This window comes from Agathobaculum sp. LCP25S3_E8 (genome assembly GCF_052117165.1).
In the GTDB taxonomy this organism is placed as follows: Bacteria; Bacillota; Clostridia; order Oscillospirales; family Butyricicoccaceae; genus Agathobaculum.
The window spans coordinates 113586-129283 of sequence record NZ_JBQKJR010000002.1 but is presented as its reverse complement, the minus strand read 5'-3'; the positions used below and the strand labels follow the sequence as shown (position 1 = coordinate 129283).

The window sequence follows — 15698 nt, the reverse complement described above, 5'->3', positions numbered from 1 at the left end:
CATCGTTAAAAAGGTTTGGAAATGCAGCTGCTCCAGGCAGCTTTGAGGAGGAAACGCAATGATCTATTGCGTGGAGGACGATGCAGGCATCCGGGAACTGGTCGTCTATACACTGCAAAACACGGGTATGGAAGCCCGTGGGTTGGAGGATGGCAGCGCGCTGTTTGCGGCGCTGCGTGAGAAAAAGCCGCAGTTGATTCTGCTCGATATCATGTTGCCGGGGGAGGATGGCATCACCATCCTGCGCCGGCTGCGCGAAACACAGGATACGGCGGCTATCCCGGTCATTTTGCTGACGGCAAAAAATACGGAATATGACAAGGTGGTTGGGCTGGACAGCGGTGCGGACGATTATGTCGCCAAGCCCTTCGGCATGATGGAGCTGGTGGCGCGCATCCGCGCGGTGCTGCGCCGCACGCAGACCGAGCCGGGCGGCGGAGAGGAAGCACGGCTGCTGGTCGCGGGGGATATCTGTGTAGACGAGCGTGCGCACAGCGTGTTTGTCGGTGAGCAGGAGGTGCAGCTGACGCTCAAGGAGTACCAACTGCTGTGCCTGCTGATGAAAAACCGCGGTGCGGTACTCACACGCGACGTGCTGCTCGAGAATATCTGGGGCTATGGCAACGAGAGTGAAACCCGGACGGTGGATGTGCACATTCGCACCCTGCGGCAAAAGCTGGGCGCGGCGGGTTCGATGATTGAAACCGTGCGCGGCGTTGGCTATCGCATGGGGGAACATGCATGAGAAAGCGCGTTTTCGGCAGCATTTTTCTCACCGCGCTGGTCACGCTGATTGTTACGGTATCCCTGCTGCTGGTGGCGGTGCATTCCGGGCTGTCGCAGGATTTGCGGGAGCGTCTGAGCGAGGAGTGCAACTACATTGCCGCAGCGGCTGCCTCTGGAGAGGAACAGGAGCTGCAGCGTATCGGCAATGTGTATGCCGACCGTATTACGCTGGTCGACACGGACGGCACCGTGCTATATGATAACAAGAGCGACGCAGCACAGATGGAAAACCATGCTTCGCGTCCCGAAATTGCCCAGGCGCAGGAAAAAGGCGTGGGCGAGTCCAGCCGTCTGTCCGATACGCTGGCGGAGCAGACCTATTACTATGCAATCCGGCTGGCAGACGGCACGGTGCTGCGGGTCTCTTCGACGGCGGACAGTGCGTTCGGCGCGTTATCATCCGCGTCGCCGTGGATTGTGCTCGTCGTGCTGCTGGCGCTGCTGGTGGCCGCACTGCTGGCAAGCTGGCTGACCCATGTGTTTCTGGCGCCGATTGTGACGCTCGATCTGCGTGAGCCGCTCAAAAATGATGCGTATGATGAGTTGTCGCCGCTGCTGCACCGGATGGATAAGCAAAACCGCAAGATAGAGTCGCAGCTGTGCGAACTCAAACGGCGGCAGGCGGAATTTGACGACATCACCGCCCGCATGGATGAAGGGTTGGTGCTGTTTTCTGCCGAGGGCGATATTTTGTTTGCCAATCGTGCGGTGCGGGTACTGTTTCCCAAGGACAGTGCGACCGGAGGATACATGACGCTGTGCCGCGATGCAGAGTATATCCGCGTGGTGGAAAAGGCGCTTGGCGGCGAAAGCGCGCACGGACGGATGGGAAAAGATGGGCGCGTGTACTCGCTGACGGCAAGTTCGGTCGCTGGAGAGGGGCAAAGTCATGCGGCGGTGTTGTTCGTGGTGGATATCACTGAGCGCGAGCAGGCTGAGCGTCAGCGGCAGGAATTTACGGCGAACGTTTCGCACGAGCTGAAAACGCCGCTGACCAGCATCATGGGTTTTGCAGAGATTATGGAGAACGGTATCGTTCGGCCGGAGGATATCGGCCGCTTTGCCGGTAAAATTCGAAGCGAAGCCATGCGTCTGCTGACACTTATCGAGGATATTATCCGCCTGTCCCAGCTGGACGAGGGGTCGTCCGTACCGTTCGAGCCGGTGGAATTGTCCGCACTGTGCGGTACGGTGCGCGATCGTCTCGCGCACAAGGCAGCAGAGCACAAGATAACCTTGCATCTGACGGGTAAGCCGGTTACGGTGTCCGGTGAGCGGCGTACGCTCGAACAGATGGTTTTTAATCTGGCGGATAATGCTATCGCGTACAATAAGCCGCATGGCTCGGTGACGCTCCAAACAGGCGAGGAAAACGGCGTGCCGTTTGTATGCGTGTCGGATACCGGTATCGGTATTGCGCCTGCCGATCAGCCGCGCGTGTTTGAGCGGTTTTACCGCGTGGATAAGAGCCACAGCAAGCAGACCGGCGGTACCGGCCTTGGCCTGTCGATTGTCAAGCACGGCGCGGCGCTGCATCACGCGCAGATCGACCTGCACAGCACACTGGGTGAGGGCACTCAAATTACGCTGCGTTTTCCCAAAGCAGAATAAAAGAAATCCCGCAGGGAATTTCCCTGCGGGATGCTTTTTTTGTTAAGATAAACGGTTTTTGAAGTCGTCGTAGTCAAACATGCGCACGGCTTCGTCCGTGCCGTCCGCGCGGCGAATCGCGATGAGCGGCAGCGGCACACCGTTAAAGGTATTGGTTTTGACCATGGTGTACAGCGCCATGTCCTCAAACATAACCTGATCGCCCGGACGCAGCGTGTTGTCGAAGGAATATTCCCCGATCACGTCGCCCGCGAGACAGGAGCGGCCGGTGAGCAGATAGGTAAACGCCTTTTTGCCCGGTTCGTCCGCACGAGACACCGGCGGACGGTAGGGCATTTCCAGCACATCCGGCATGTGGCAGGCCGCAGATGTGTCAAGAATGGCGATCTCCTTGCCGTTTTTCATCACTTCGAGCACGGTGGAAACCAGATACCCTGCGTTGAGAACAACAGCCTCGCCCGGTTCCAGATAAATCTGCACATTGTACTTTTCGCGCAGATAGTTGACGCACTGTACCAGCGTTTCTACGTCGTAATCGTCACGCGTGATGTGGTGGCCGCCGCCGAGGTTGAGCCACTTCATACCTTCCATATACTTGCCGAAGCGCTCTTCGAACGCCTCGACGGTGCGTACCAGATCGTCCGCGTTCTGCTCACACAGGGTATGGAAGTGCAGACCGTCGATGCCGGTGAGCAGCTCGGGCTGGAAGTTCTCCTCCGTGATGCCCAGGCGTGAAGCCGGACCGCAGGGATCATAAATAGCATGCTCAGCGGGCTGGGTAGAGCACTCGGGGTTGACGCGCAGGCCGCAGCTTTTGCCCGCCGCACGCGCAAGGCTGCCGTACGCCTTCCACTGATGGAACGAGTTAAACACGATATGGTCGGCATAGTGCAGAATTTCCTGAAATTCGCCCTCGGCATAGGCGGGAGAGTAGACGTGCGTCTCGCCGCCGAATTCCTCGTGACCGAGGCGCGCCTCATACAAACCGGACGCGGTTGTCCCGGCCAGATATTCGCGCAGCAGCGGATAGACCGAGAACATGGAAAACGCCTTTTGCGCCAGCAGAATTTTTGCGCCCGTGCGGTCGGCAACGTCGCGCAGGACGGCCAGATTCTGCACCAGACGGTTTTCGTCTACAAGAAAGCAGGGGGTGGGCAGTTCGGTAAATTTCATATCAGTCCACCAATACCGGATTTTCGTTGATTTGCCACGGCAGGCCCCACTTGTTCAGGGCCTCCATGTACGGATCGGGATCGAACTCCTCGACCGTATATACGCCGGGCTTGTTCCACTTGCCGGTCATCAGCATGGCAGCGCCGATCATGGCGGGCACGCCCGTTGTGTAGCTGATGGCCTGCGATCCGACCTCGCGATAGCATTCTTCATGGTCGCAGACGTTGTAGATATAGGCAGTCTTTTCCTTGCCGTCCTTCTTACCGGTGAAAATGCAGCCGATGTTGGTCTTGCCCTTGGTGCGCGGACCGAGGGTTGCGGGGTCGGGCAGCAGCGCCTTGAGGAACTGAATCGGCACAATCTGATGCCCCTCGAACTCAATCGGGGTGGTGGACAGCATGCCGACGTTTTCCAGACACTTCATGTGGGTGAGATAGCTCTGGCCGAAGGTCATGAAGAAGCGGATGCGCTTAACGCCGGGGATGTTCTTCGCCAGCGATTCGATCTCTTCATGATGCAGCAGGTACATGTCCTTGTGGCCAACCTGATCAAAGTCGTATTCACGCTTGATGGACATGGCCGGGATTTCGACCCAGTGGCCGTTCTCCCAGTACGAGCCGGGGGCGGAAACCTCGCGCAGGTTGATTTCGGGGTTAAAGTTGGTGGCAAACGGATAACCGTGGTCGCCGCCGTTGCAGTCGAGAATGTCGATGGTGTCGATCTGGTCAAACAGGTGCTTCTGAGCATACGCGCAGTAGGCCTGCGTGACGCCCGGGTCAAAGCCCGAGCCGAGAAGCGCGGTCAGGCCGGCCTTTTCAAACTTCTCTTTATACGCCCACTGCCACGAATAGTCGAAGTAGGCGGTGAAGCCCTCTTCCTTGCAGCGCTTTTCGTAGATTTCGCGCCACTTGGGGTCGTCGGTGTCCTCCGGCTCATAGTTTGCCGTATCCATATAGTTGACGCCGCACTTGAGGCATGCGTCCATGATGGTCAGGTCCTGATAGGGCAGGGCGATATTCATGACGATATCTGGTTTGTATTCGTCGATGAGTGCCACCAGCTCGTCCACGTTATCCGCATCGACCTTCGCGGTGCGGATTTTGGCGGGCGTGGTGCCCTCCAGCTTTTCCTTGATTGCGTCGCACTTGGACTTGGTGCGCGAGGCAATCATGATTTCCTCAAATACGCTGCTGTTCTGGCAGCATTTGTGAATGACAACCGAGGCCACACCGCCGCAGCCAATAATGAGTGCTTTTCCCATAAATCATTCCTCCACTTTTTCCAGTAGTTTTTGAACGTAATTCGGTAAATAAAACGCGCCTTTGTGCAGATTGGTGTTGTAGTATTTGGTTTCGATGCCGCGGGCGTTCCATGTGTCCGCGTCGAGGTCGTGAACCGGATGCACGCCGCGCGACGAGAAGCCGAACAGCCAGTGCCCGGACGGATAGGTCGGGATATGCGCCTGAAACAGACGGGACAGCTCGAACGAGTGCACGATATTGCGGTGCGCACGCTGGCAGGCAAGCGCGTCGCCCTTGTAGAACGGGCTTTCGTGCTGGTTGACCAGAATGCCGTCCGCATGGAGTGCCTTGTAGCAGTTGCCGTAAAACTCCATCGTGAACAGGCCCTCGCCCGGACCGAACGGGTCGGTCGAGTCGATGATGATGAGGTCGTACTCGTCCTCAATGCGGCGGATATATTTCAGTCCGTCCTGATAGAGAATATGCACGCGCGCATCGTCCAGACTGCACGCCACAGTTGGCAGAAATTCCTTGCACACCGCGACCACGCGCTCGTCGATTTCGACCAGGTCGATGTGCTCGATGTGCGGATAGCGGCATAGCTCACGTACACAGCCGCCGTCGCCGCCGCCGATGACAAGCACTTTTTTGATGGCATCTCCCCGTACGGCAAGCGGGACGTGCACCATCATTTCGTGATAGATGAATTCGTCGCGCTCGGTCAGCATCATGTAGCCGTCGAGCGTCAGAAACCGGCCGAACTCCTCGCACTCGAATACGTCGATGCGCTGAAAGTCGCTCTGCTCGGTGTAAAGCTGCCGGTCGACCTGAATTTGCAGGCCGACGGTCGGCGTGTGCATTTCGGTAAAGGTTAATCGCATGAATAAGACTCCTTGCGTTAGTCGCAGGGGCTGATAACGCCCCGAATCACCTGCAGGTTGTTCACATCCGGGTCCTCGGTGCCGAGCAGCATGCAGTTTTTCTCTTTGGCATAGCGGATATAGTCGAGAATTTCGCGCGTGATGCGCTCACCCGGCGCAAGAATTGGAATACCGGGCGGATAGCACATGACAAACTCGGCGCAGATGCGCCCGACCGAGTTATCCAGCGCAATCGTCTGCTTGTCCGCATAGAAGGCTTCCTGCGGGGCGGCAACCACCTGCGGCGAGATGTATTCCTGCCGCATGAGCGTAGCCTTGTCCCGCTTATAGCGGCGGCGGATGTCCGCCAGCGCGGCCACCAGCCGTTCGAGGTCGCGCTCGCGGTCGCCGACCGAGACATAGGCGAGCAGGTTGCCCAAATCGCCAAACTCGGTTTGGATATCATAAAAGTCGCGCAGCACGTCGTATACTTCGATGCCGGCAAGGCCGACATCCAGCGTGTTGACAGCGAGCTTGGTCACGTCGAAGTCGTAGACCGTGTCGCCGTTGATCAGTTCGCGGCCATAGGCATAATAATCGCCTATCTGGTTGATTTCGTCGCGGGCGTATTCGGTCAGATGCGTCACCTTGCGGAAAATCTCCTTGCCGTAGAGCGCGAGATTTTTGCGTGAAATGTCCAGGCTGACCATCAAAAGGTACGAGCCGGACGTGGTTTGCGTCAGGTTGATGATTTGGCGAACATATTCGGCGTTCATGGACGGACCGCACAGCAGAAAGCTCGACTGCGTCAGGCTGCCGCCCGATTTGTGCATGGAAACCGACGCCATATCGGCGCCCGCGGCCATGGCGGACACCGGCATGTTTTCGCCGAAGTAGAAATGCGTGCCGTGCGCTTCGTCAGCCAGCACCTTCATGCCCTTTTCGTGCGCGAGCCGCACGATTTCCTTGATATCCGAGCAGATGCCGTAATAGGTCGGGTTGTTGACCAGCACGGCCTTGGCAGACGGGTGTTTTTCGATGGCGGCTTTCACATCCGCTACCGACATGCCCAGCGAAATGCCGAGACGGTCGTTCATCTGCGGGTTGACGTAAACCGGAATGGCGCCCGTCAGCACCAGCGCGTTGATGACGCTGCGGTGCACGTTTCGCGGCAGGATGATTTCATCCCCGCGGGCAACGACGCTTAAAACCATCGATTGCACCGACGAGGTCGTGCCGCCGACCATCAGGAAAGCGTGCGCTGCGCCAAAGGCTTCGGCGGCCAGCTCTTCCGCTTCGCGGATGACGCTTGTGGGATGACATAGATTGTCGAGCGGTTTCATGGAGTTGACATCCACGGTCATGCACTGCTCGCCCAGAAAGCGCGTCAGTTCGGGATTGCCGCGTCCGCGTTTGTGTCCGGGGACATCAAACGGCACGATGCGCATATCTTTAAAGTGTTCGAGCGCCTCCTTGATGGGCGCACGGGACTGATCCATAGTCATGCCTTCTTTCGGCGGGAATATTGCGCGCACAGCGCGTATTTGACTGGAAATGCCGCAATGCGGTATTTCCATCAAAAGCGCGAGCTTTGCCCGTGCTTTTGATACCCCGACCCAGCGGCCTTGGGCCGCGTTGTTCGGGTATCGAAAAGGCGGTTTCTTCGGAACCGGCTTTCGTATATAGGGGACTTGCGAAGTCCCCTATACTTTAATAGACGTTCTTGCCCGAGAAAATCTCGATCATTTCGCGCCGCAGATCAGAGTGGATTTTAAGGCGTGTTTTGGGCGGCAGTTCGTAGATATCGGTGTTGAACAGGTAGTTCTGCAAATCGACCTCTTTGAGCAGCATGCGCGTGTGAAACAGGTTGGACTGATAGACGTTAATGTCGTATGCGTCGTAGCGGTCGAGGGTTGCGGGGTCGATAAAGTCCTGAATCGAGGTGATATGGTGATCCATAAACAACTTTTTGCCTTCAATATCGCGGGTGAAGCCGCGTACGCGGTAGTCCATGGTAATGATATCCGAGTCGAACGATCCGATGAGATAGTCGAGCGTGGACAGCGGCGTAATCTCGCCGCAGGTCGCCACATCGATGTCTACGCGGAAGGTCGCAAGGCAGGTATCCGGATGATACTCAGGATAGGTGTGGACGGTGACATGGCTCTTGTCCAGATGTGCCACAATGGTGTCCGGTTCCAGGGCGGGCTTCATGTGCTCTTCCGCGATAAGGAACGTGACCGATGCGCCCTGCGGGTCGTAATCCTGCTTGGAGATATGCAGCACATGCGCGCCGATCATTTCGGTAACGCGCTCCAGAATGCCGGTCAGACGCTCGGAATTGTACTGCTGATCGATATAGGCAATATAATCCCGCTGTTCGCGCTCGGTTTTGGCGTAGCACACGTCATAGATGTTGAAGGAAAGTGCCTTGGTCAGGTTGTTAAAGCCGTAGAGTCTGAGTTTGTTCTGCATATCTGATTATCCTCACAATAAAAATAAAAAATCCTCAAGCAAAAGAAAAGCCCCGCGAATGACGGGACGTACTTTTCCACTTGAGGAAGGCAATCTCTCTCTTTATCCGGACTGTTCCGGACAGTCTGTATCTGGAAGAGGAAAGAGTCTATATAGCAAGAATCTACTTTTACTACTCTTATTGATTGTTTCACAAGTGTGATGCGCCCGCGGCACACGGCTTTTAGTCAGCCAACTTATAAAATTCAATAAGGCAACAAAGTTGCCAAGTGCGGCATTTGACCCGGCTGTCCGTATGGCCTTGGCACCTTCCCGACAGGAAGGGCGGTCAAAGAATTCTGCTGAAAGGCTTTGCCTCTCCGAGTGAATATTATTATATCGTACAGAACGCCGGATTGCAAGGCTTTCTTGCAGGTTTTACATGCCACAGGCATGCATTTTGCGTGGAAACAAAAAGTTTACAGTCGAACCTTTGAAAAAAAGCGCGAAACGTAGTACAATAAAACAAACACAGTTCATAATGGGGAGTCTATGCACCGTGAAGATAACAGGGTTTCATACAAAACGAAAGGGAAAACGCACAGGCGGCGGACGTGTACTGGTAGTGGTGGGGCTGGTGATCGTCTCATTTCTGGCAGGCATGTTCACCCACAGCGCAATCAGCCGGCCGCCGCAGCCGGACGCAGGTCTGTCCTATATTGAGGATATCCCGGTTTACACGGATTATCTGCCTGAGGGCAGCCGGGCGCGGCCCGGGGAAATCCGCGAAATCAAATATCTGGTCGTCCATGAAACGGATAATTTTTCCGCCGGGGCGGACGCCGCCGCGCATAATTCCTTTATTCATCAGAATGCCAATGCGGAAACCGGCATTGTTTCGTGGCACTATACGGTTGACGATCATGAGATCTACCATCATCTGCCGGACAACGAAACCGCCTACCACGCGGGCGATCAGATGGAGAAGAATGGCGGCAATATGAACGGCGTGGGCATCGAGATGTGCGTCAACGAGGACGGCAACTATGAGCAGACGCTCATCAACACCGAAAAACTGTGCGCGCGATTGCTGCTCGAGTACGACCTCAATCCGGATAAGGCGCTGAAAAAGCATCAGGACTTTTCCGGTAAGGTCTGTCCGGCAAAACTGATAAACGACGGCCGATGGGATGAGTTCTGCGCGGCGGTCAAGCAGAAGTACGAAGAACTCAAAGCGGCGCAGGCAAACGGTTAGTGCTGTGCAACTGCGTGCGAAAACAAACCAAAAAGAAAGGGCGATTTGTGGTAAATCGCTCTTTTCTTTTGGGTAATTTGGTGGTATACTGGCAGAGCTTACATTTTCAACTGATAAAGGAGTGAATTATCGTGATCGTTGTACTCAAACAGAACAGCGACAAGGAACGTGTTGAACGTCTGATGCAGCATTTTACGGATATGGGGCTGCGAATCAACTATTCCGAGGGCGCCAATACGACCATTCTTGGTCTGATGGGCGACACCACCAAGCTCGATGAAGGGGATATTATGGCCTATGACGTGGTCGAGCGCGTGCAGCGCGTGACCGAGCCGTTCAAGGCCGTCAACCGCAAATTCCATCCTGAGGACACGATCATCGAGGTCGCGGGACGCAAAATCGGCGCGGGATATTTTAACGTCATGGCAGGTCCCTGCTCGGTCGAGAGCGAGGCGCAGATCGTGGAGGTGGCCGAGGCGGTCAAAAAGGCGGGCGCATCCTTCCTGCGCGGCGGCGCGTTTAAGCCGCGTACCTCGCCCTACTCCTTCCAGGGACTCGAAGCTGAGGGCCTCAAACTGCTGCTCGAGGCCAAGCGCCAGACCGGTCTGCCGATCGTGACCGAAATTATGAGCGAAAAGCATCTGGATCTGTTTGCGGATGTGGATATCATCCAGCTCGGCGCGCGCAATATGCAGAATTTCATGCTGCTCAAGGAGCTGGGCCGCTCAAACAAGCCCATTTTGCTCAAGCGCGGCCTGTCCGCCACGATGGAGGAGTTCCTCATGGCGGCGGAATACATCTTCGCGGGCGGCAATACCAACGTTATCCTGTGTGAGCGCGGTATCCGCACGTTCGAAAACCTGATTCGCAACAATCTGGATATTTCCGCCGTGCCGCTGGTCAAGATGTTCAGCCATCTGCCGATCGTCATCGACCCGAGCCACGCCGCCGGACGGCGCGATATGGTGCAGCCGCTTTCGCGTGCGGCGATCGCCGCGGGCGCAGACGGCCTGATTATCGAGGTGCACAACGATCCTAAGAACGCATTGTGCGACGGCGCGCAGTCGCTCGACATTCCGCAGTTTGAAACGGTGATGTCGGATATCAAGCGCCGTGCGGAATTTGAAGGCCGCGAAATTCAGGGATAAATATAAAAAGAGGGGCTTTGGCCCCTCTTTTTGTTTTGTCCGTGTGTTAAATCTTAACCAGTTCGTATTCGCGCGTGCCCAGCCCCAGCTTTTCCGCATGCTCAAGCGCGGACTGCCAGTTGGTGTCCGGATGGACGGCATGGAAGTGGTCATTCGGGTCGTGGATGTGGTGACGCTCGTGCTCGTCGCACAGCAGGCTTGCCGGATTGACCGGCGCGGCGTTAACCGCATCTGCGCATGCCTGATCGAGCGCAACCGGGTCAAACGATGCAAACATACCGATATTCGGCACGATAGCCACGTCGTTTTCCGCGTGGCAGTCGCAGTTGGGCGACACGTCGATAACCAGCGAAATGTGGAAGCACGGGCGGCCGTCCACTACCGCCTTGGTATATTCCGCGATTTTGCGGTTGAGAACGATGTTGGATTCATCGTAGCCGCAGCCGATCGCGTCGGTCGGGCACACGCCGATGCAACGACCGCAGCCGACACACTTATCGTGGTCGATATGTGCTTTTTTATTCGTGATGGTGATGGCGCTGTGCGCGCAGATACGTGTGCACATGCCGCATCCAACGCAGGGATTCTGGTCCACCTGCGGCTTGCCGGCGTTGTGCTGTTCCATCTTGCCGGCGCGTGAGCCGCAGCCCATGCCGATGTTCTTGAGCGTGCCGCCGAAGCCGCTTGCCTCGTGGCCCTTGAAATGGGTCAGAGAAATGAACACATCCGCGTCCATGATGGCCTGTCCGATTTTAGCCTCCTTGACGTATTCGCCGCCCTCGACCGGCACATACGCTTCGTCCGTGCCCTTCAGACCGTCTGCGATGATGACATGGCAACCGGTGGAGAACGGCGAAAAGCCGTTAAGATAAGCGGAATCCAGGTGGTCGAGTGCGTTCTTGCGTCCGCCGACGTACAGCGTGTTGCAGTCGGTCAGGAACGGCTTGCCGCCGCGCTCCTTGACGAAGTCCGCGACCGTTTTGGCCCAGTTCGGACGCAGGAATGCAAGGTTGCCCGGCTCGCCGAAGTGGATTTTGATGGCGGTGAATTTCTTGTCAAAGTCGATGCTGTCCATGCCCGCCGCTTTCATCAGGCGGGTCAGCTTCTGCTGCAAATTCTCGGTCAGCGTGGTGCGGAAATCCGCAAAATAAACCTTGGATTTGTCCATGGAGGTTCCTTCCTTTCTTGTCTTGCCTTGTAATAGTAGTATAGCACAGGAAAATATGGTAAAACAAGTGAGAATGCGGCCGGACAAAAAAGAGCCGCACCGGATTTCCGGTGCGGTTATTTGCGGAAGGGCGTACCGTCGTCCGAACGGCCGAGCAGGTAGTCCAGACTGACATTATAAAAGTCGGCAAGACTGCATAGTACATCATTGGGGATATTTCGGCGGCCGGCTTCGTAATTACAGTAGGTGGCACGCGGGATATGCAGCGCCTGTGCGACAGTTTCTTGGCTTAAATCGCGATCTTCGCGCATATCTTTGATTCGCAGCTTCATGTTACCACCTCGTATGTATCAGTATACTTTTCAGAAAAGATACACTTGCATTTTGTGTCAAAATGACACAAAATAGAGGTGAGGTGATAAAAATGAATGTAATCCATGAAAAACCGTCGGAATCCGCGTCCGAGCTGCACTACAAAGCCGCTTATCTGCATCTGTTCGGCGCGATAGCCGGTTTGGCTGAGCGCATCGAAGCCGCGGACAGCGGCATGAGTCTTGCAGATGTCCGCGGCTCACTCGAACAGGCGCTGCGCGATGCGGAGGATGCAGCCTGCGCGGATTAAGCGGCTGTCAGGTCGGTCAGGCTGCCGAAGGTATAGCCCTCGTTCTCCCAGCGGGTGAGCAGCTCGTCGAGGATGCGCGCGTTGGTTTCACTCGTCGAGTGCAGCAGCACAATGGCGCCGTTATGGATGCGCGGCAGGAGTTTGGCGAACGCCTGCTCGTCGGTCGGCTGGTTGTCGGTGTACCAGTCGACATATGCCAGCGACCAGAACACGGTCGTATAGCCCAGCTCCTGTGCCTGTTTGAGGTTTTCCTCGCTGAATTTGCCCTGCGGCGGACGATAAAATTTCTGCATCGGCTGACCGGTCAGCGCGGTGAATTTTTCCTCCAGTCCGTTCAGTTCGGCGGCAAAGGCTTCCTTATCGGAAATCGAGGACATATCCGGGTGATGCAGCGTGTGATTGCCGACGATGTGCCCCTCATCCACCATGCGCTGCACCAGTTCGGGCGCGGAGTCGATGAAGTTGCCCACGACAAAGAAGCATGCAGGCGCGTTGTGCTTTTTCAGCGCATCCAGTATCGCACCTGTGCAGCCGTTTTCGTAGCCCGCGTCAAAGGTGAGATAGATGGTGTTCTTGCTGGTGTCGCCCACATAGTAAGCGTTCCATTGCAGCAGCGTGTCGGCGGGCACGTTGCCGATCGGCGGCTGGCCCTCGGTCTGGAAGGACAGCCCCCAGTCGCTGATGGACGTGGGCACGGCCTGCTCCGTGTCGGCGGCGGTTTGCGCCGTCGTGCCTCTGTCGTCCTGCGGCACAAGGAAAAACAGCGCGGCAAGCAGCGCGCATACGCCCGCTGCCGCACCGATGCGGTACAAGGTATCACGGGTGATGGTGATGAACATAAGTAAACGCCCCCTTGATGATACGGTATGCGGCATGCGTCCGGCGTATGCCTCTGGACAAAATGACAGCTTTTTCGCCCCAAAAATGGAGAAAACACAAATAGACCGTGTGCGGTTACAGGAGTACAATAAGAATAAGGACAGGGAAGGGGGCATGAAACATGAAACGGAAAATGAAATGCTGGCTTTCGCTCGTTTTGGCGATGGTGCTGCTGTGCGGCACACTGCCCGTGGCGTTCGCGGCTGAGACGGGAACGCCGCTCTATGAGCAGATGGGCTACGAATCGGCGGATGCATTCATGCAGGACTGGTATTTTGACCGGGTCGATTACGACTGGGTCTGCGCACGGTATGAAGCACATCTGGCTCAACTCGCAGCCGACCCGGAAAAGGCGTTCGAGCAGGCCTATTATGGCTGGGACTGGGCGATGGTGGACGAGTATTACGACAGCCGAGAAGCGTTCTTGCGCGATGCCGCCATGCAGCTGGTGCAGCTCGATACTTATGAGTATGTCCCGCCGGTTTCCGTGCAGCTGAACGGAGAGACGGTCGCTTTTCCGGACGCGCAGCCGGAAATGGTCCATGACCGCACCATGGTGCCGTTCCGCGCGATTGCGGAGACGCTGGGCACGGCAGTCGATTACGACAGCGGCGCGATTACGGCTGTGAAGGACGGCACTCGCTGTGATTTTGCGCTCGGCGGCGATACGCTGACGCTGTCCGACAATGCGACCGGCGCGGTGCTGGAAACGGTAACGTTGGATGCCGAGCCCTATGAAAAGGACGGGCGCACCTATGTGCCGGTGCGGTTCTTTGCCGAGACCTTCGGACTGACTGTGCAGTGGGACAACGATGCGCAGACGGCGGTGCTGTATGATAGAGATGCGCTGGTGGAGCAGATTGACGCGCGGTTTACCGTGGTGAACCGGTGGCTTGCCGCGCAGCCTGTGCGTGACCCGGCGCAGACCATGCGCACCGCGGCCGCGCTGCGTGTGCTGTACACGGCGTTTAATACGATTGACGGGGACGAGACCACGGTGCTGCTTGACGGCACGCTGGAGGTGGTTGACGGCAGCGGCGGACTGACAGTGGATGTGCAGGTTGATTTGTACGGGCTGGCGGCGCTGTTTGCGCGGGAGTATGATAAGTATACATGGGATGATGCGGAAAAACTGTCCACACAGCTTGCCCAGTGGCAGGAACAGCTGCAAAACGCCCGTCTGGAGATGGTCTGGGATGCGGAAAGCGGCATCCTGTACCTGCGCTGCCCGCTGTTGATGGAGCTGCTTGCGGAGACGAGCGGCGTATCCATGCCGCAGGATAAGTGGATTGCCTTTTCGGATGGATTGGATGACCCGTTGACCGGACAGAATATACTCGCCGGGACGGCGCTGCTGCCGGAAACGGCGTTTGATACAAGCGGCGCGACCATCGGCACGGTGCTGGTTACGCAGGCGGAGCGCAACTACGCCTATTCGTACAGCGATTTGTGGGGCGAGGTGCAGCAGGCGGCGGACCTGTTCGCCGCGTTTGCGGGCGACGACTGCTTTACGCAGAGCGACGCGCAGTATAGCGCGGATTTGTCCACGCAGCTGCCGGATGAGGACGGTTATGTGACGGCCTCCTATACGCTCGATATGTCGGACGGCAGTATTGAGGGCGAGGTGGAATGCCGCCTCAACGACTGGAACGGCGAGACGCTGGTGACGCTGACCTTTGCGGGCGATGCTGACCGCAGCGATATCGCGTTGTCTGTGCATGTAAAAAATGAAAGTCTGACCGAAATCACGCTGACGCTGACGCAGCAGCCCGCTCCGGCGGGCAGCGAGACGCGGGTACCCGCGTCCGATGAGGTCATCACAAGTGAGGAAATCGAAGCCATGCTGCAAAACGCGGCATAACGGGAAGCATAAAAACGGCGGGCGTTTGCCCGTCGTTTTTATGAGCCGTAATCCTCGAGCAGACGGGCAAGCGCCTGCGCATCCGACAGCAGAATACCGTCCTCGAGCGCTTCGCGGTCGGCGGCGGGCAGGGTGCGGACATCAATATCCGTGCGGATGACGATTTCGCCGCCGCGGGAGACGACCAAACGGCCCTCCTCCGCTTGGGCAATATAGGGCAGCTCGGTCGTGCTGGCAGGCACGACCGGAGTCGAAAACCAGACGCGCGCGGCAAAAAATGCGCTGATAAGCGCCGCTGCGCAGGCCGCAAGCGCGATGCGCCGCTGTCGTTTCGCGCGCAGCATGGCCAGCATGTAAAACCCCTGCATCACGGAAATTACCTCCTTATATTCCTGGAATTTTCTTTGAGTATGCCCGGAATTCTGGAAAGTATTCGCAAACAGGTGTAAAATTTGTTTGAAATTTGCGGAATAATGTGGTATAATAGCCGCGAACGACTGTGACCAACAGAGGGAGACAGGAAAAATGTATGCTTTTAAAACGCCTGTTTCTGTGGTATAATGACTGAAAGCAGATAAAAAACTGCTTATTTTAGGGAATATCGGGAACAAAACGGACGGCTCATACGTCCGACCTGATG

At 56.7% G+C, this 15698-nt stretch carries 15 protein-coding genes; 6 read left to right on the top strand and 9 right to left on the bottom strand.

Annotation, left to right across the window (positions count from 1 at the left end; all coding sequences use genetic code 11):
- Positions 1 to 58 precede the first annotated feature (58 nt).
- Positions 59 to 745 carry a response regulator transcription factor gene (locus ACTQ34_RS01750; protein WP_441362212.1) on the top strand — a complete coding sequence of 229 codons (687 nt, stop codon included), beginning with the start codon at positions 59 to 61 and terminating at the stop codon, positions 743 to 745.
- Complete coding sequence (locus tag ACTQ34_RS01745) at positions 742 to 2397, top strand: ATP-binding protein (RefSeq protein ID WP_441362211.1); 1656 nt, start codon at positions 742 to 744, stop codon at positions 2395 to 2397. Before ACTQ34_RS01750 ends, ACTQ34_RS01745 begins: the two co-directional genes overlap by 4 nt.
- A gap of 42 nt (positions 2398 to 2439) precedes the next feature.
- Here ACTQ34_RS01745 and nspC read toward each other — a convergent pair whose 3' ends face one another.
- The 5 genes from nspC to speD all read right to left on the bottom strand — a co-directional run bounded on the left by nspC (position 2440) and on the right by speD (position 8146).
- Complete coding sequence (gene nspC, locus ACTQ34_RS01740) at positions 2440 to 3570, bottom strand: carboxynorspermidine decarboxylase (protein ID WP_441362210.1); 1131 nt, start codon at positions 3568 to 3570, stop codon at positions 2440 to 2442.
- Position 3571: 1 nt separating this feature from the next.
- Complete coding sequence (locus ACTQ34_RS01735) at positions 3572 to 4831, bottom strand: saccharopine dehydrogenase family protein (RefSeq protein WP_441362209.1); 1260 nt, start codon at positions 4829 to 4831, stop codon at positions 3572 to 3574.
- 3 nt (positions 4832 to 4834) lie between these two features.
- The gene (speE, locus tag ACTQ34_RS01730; RefSeq protein ID WP_441362208.1) at positions 4835 to 5692 is read right to left on the bottom strand and encodes a polyamine aminopropyltransferase; all 858 of its coding nucleotides are present in this window, start codon (positions 5690 to 5692) and stop codon (positions 4835 to 4837) included.
- A gap of 17 nt (positions 5693 to 5709) precedes the next feature.
- Positions 5710 to 7170, bottom strand: a complete 1461-nt coding sequence (locus ACTQ34_RS01725; protein WP_441362207.1) for an aminotransferase class I/II-fold pyridoxal phosphate-dependent enzyme — start codon at positions 7168 to 7170, stop codon at positions 5710 to 5712.
- Between the two features lie 211 nt (positions 7171 to 7381).
- Complete coding sequence (speD, locus tag ACTQ34_RS01720; protein WP_302665084.1) at positions 7382 to 8146, bottom strand: adenosylmethionine decarboxylase; 765 nt, start codon at positions 8144 to 8146, stop codon at positions 7382 to 7384.
- Between the two features lie 538 nt (positions 8147 to 8684).
- Between speD and ACTQ34_RS01715 the strand changes: the two genes are divergently transcribed.
- Both ACTQ34_RS01715 and aroF read left to right on the top strand, forming a co-directional pair.
- Positions 8685 to 9380, top strand: coding sequence for a peptidoglycan recognition protein family protein (locus ACTQ34_RS01715; protein ID WP_441362206.1), 696 nt, complete (start codon positions 8685 to 8687; stop codon positions 9378 to 9380).
- A 131-nt stretch (positions 9381 to 9511) separates the two neighbouring features.
- Complete coding sequence (aroF, locus tag ACTQ34_RS01710; protein ID WP_441362205.1) at positions 9512 to 10528, top strand: 3-deoxy-7-phosphoheptulonate synthase; 1017 nt, start codon at positions 9512 to 9514, stop codon at positions 10526 to 10528.
- Positions 10529 to 10574: 46 nt separating this feature from the next.
- Here aroF and ACTQ34_RS01705 read toward each other — a convergent pair whose 3' ends face one another.
- The gene (locus ACTQ34_RS01705; protein WP_441362204.1) at positions 10575 to 11696 is read right to left on the bottom strand and encodes a DUF362 domain-containing protein; all 1122 of its coding nucleotides are present in this window, start codon (positions 11694 to 11696) and stop codon (positions 10575 to 10577) included.
- Between the two features lie 116 nt (positions 11697 to 11812).
- A complete protein-coding gene (locus ACTQ34_RS01700; protein WP_441362203.1) occupies positions 11813 to 12028 on the bottom strand; it encodes a helix-turn-helix domain-containing protein in 216 nt (71 codons plus the stop codon).
- A 92-nt stretch (positions 12029 to 12120) separates the two neighbouring features.
- On the opposite strand from ACTQ34_RS01700, the gene ACTQ34_RS01695 reads away from it, so the two are divergent.
- Entirely contained in the window at positions 12121 to 12318 is a 198-nt protein-coding gene (locus tag ACTQ34_RS01695; RefSeq protein ID WP_441362202.1) for a hypothetical protein, read from the top strand.
- On the opposite strand, the gene ACTQ34_RS01690 is transcribed toward ACTQ34_RS01695, so the two are convergent.
- A complete protein-coding gene (locus ACTQ34_RS01690) occupies positions 12315 to 13157 on the bottom strand; it encodes a polysaccharide deacetylase family protein (RefSeq protein WP_441362201.1) in 843 nt (280 codons plus the stop codon). The two genes, ACTQ34_RS01695 and ACTQ34_RS01690, sit on opposite strands and share 4 nt — an antisense overlap.
- A 161-nt stretch (positions 13158 to 13318) precedes the next feature.
- Here ACTQ34_RS01690 and ACTQ34_RS01685 point away from each other — a divergent pair, with 161 nt between their 5' ends.
- Complete coding sequence (locus ACTQ34_RS01685) at positions 13319 to 15058, top strand: stalk domain-containing protein (protein ID WP_441362200.1); 1740 nt, start codon at positions 13319 to 13321, stop codon at positions 15056 to 15058.
- Positions 15059 to 15096: 38 nt separating this feature from the next.
- Here ACTQ34_RS01685 and ACTQ34_RS01680 read toward each other — a convergent pair whose 3' ends face one another.
- Complete coding sequence (locus ACTQ34_RS01680; protein WP_441362199.1) at positions 15097 to 15429, bottom strand: hypothetical protein; 333 nt, start codon at positions 15427 to 15429, stop codon at positions 15097 to 15099.
- Positions 15430 to 15698: the final 269 nt, after the last annotated feature.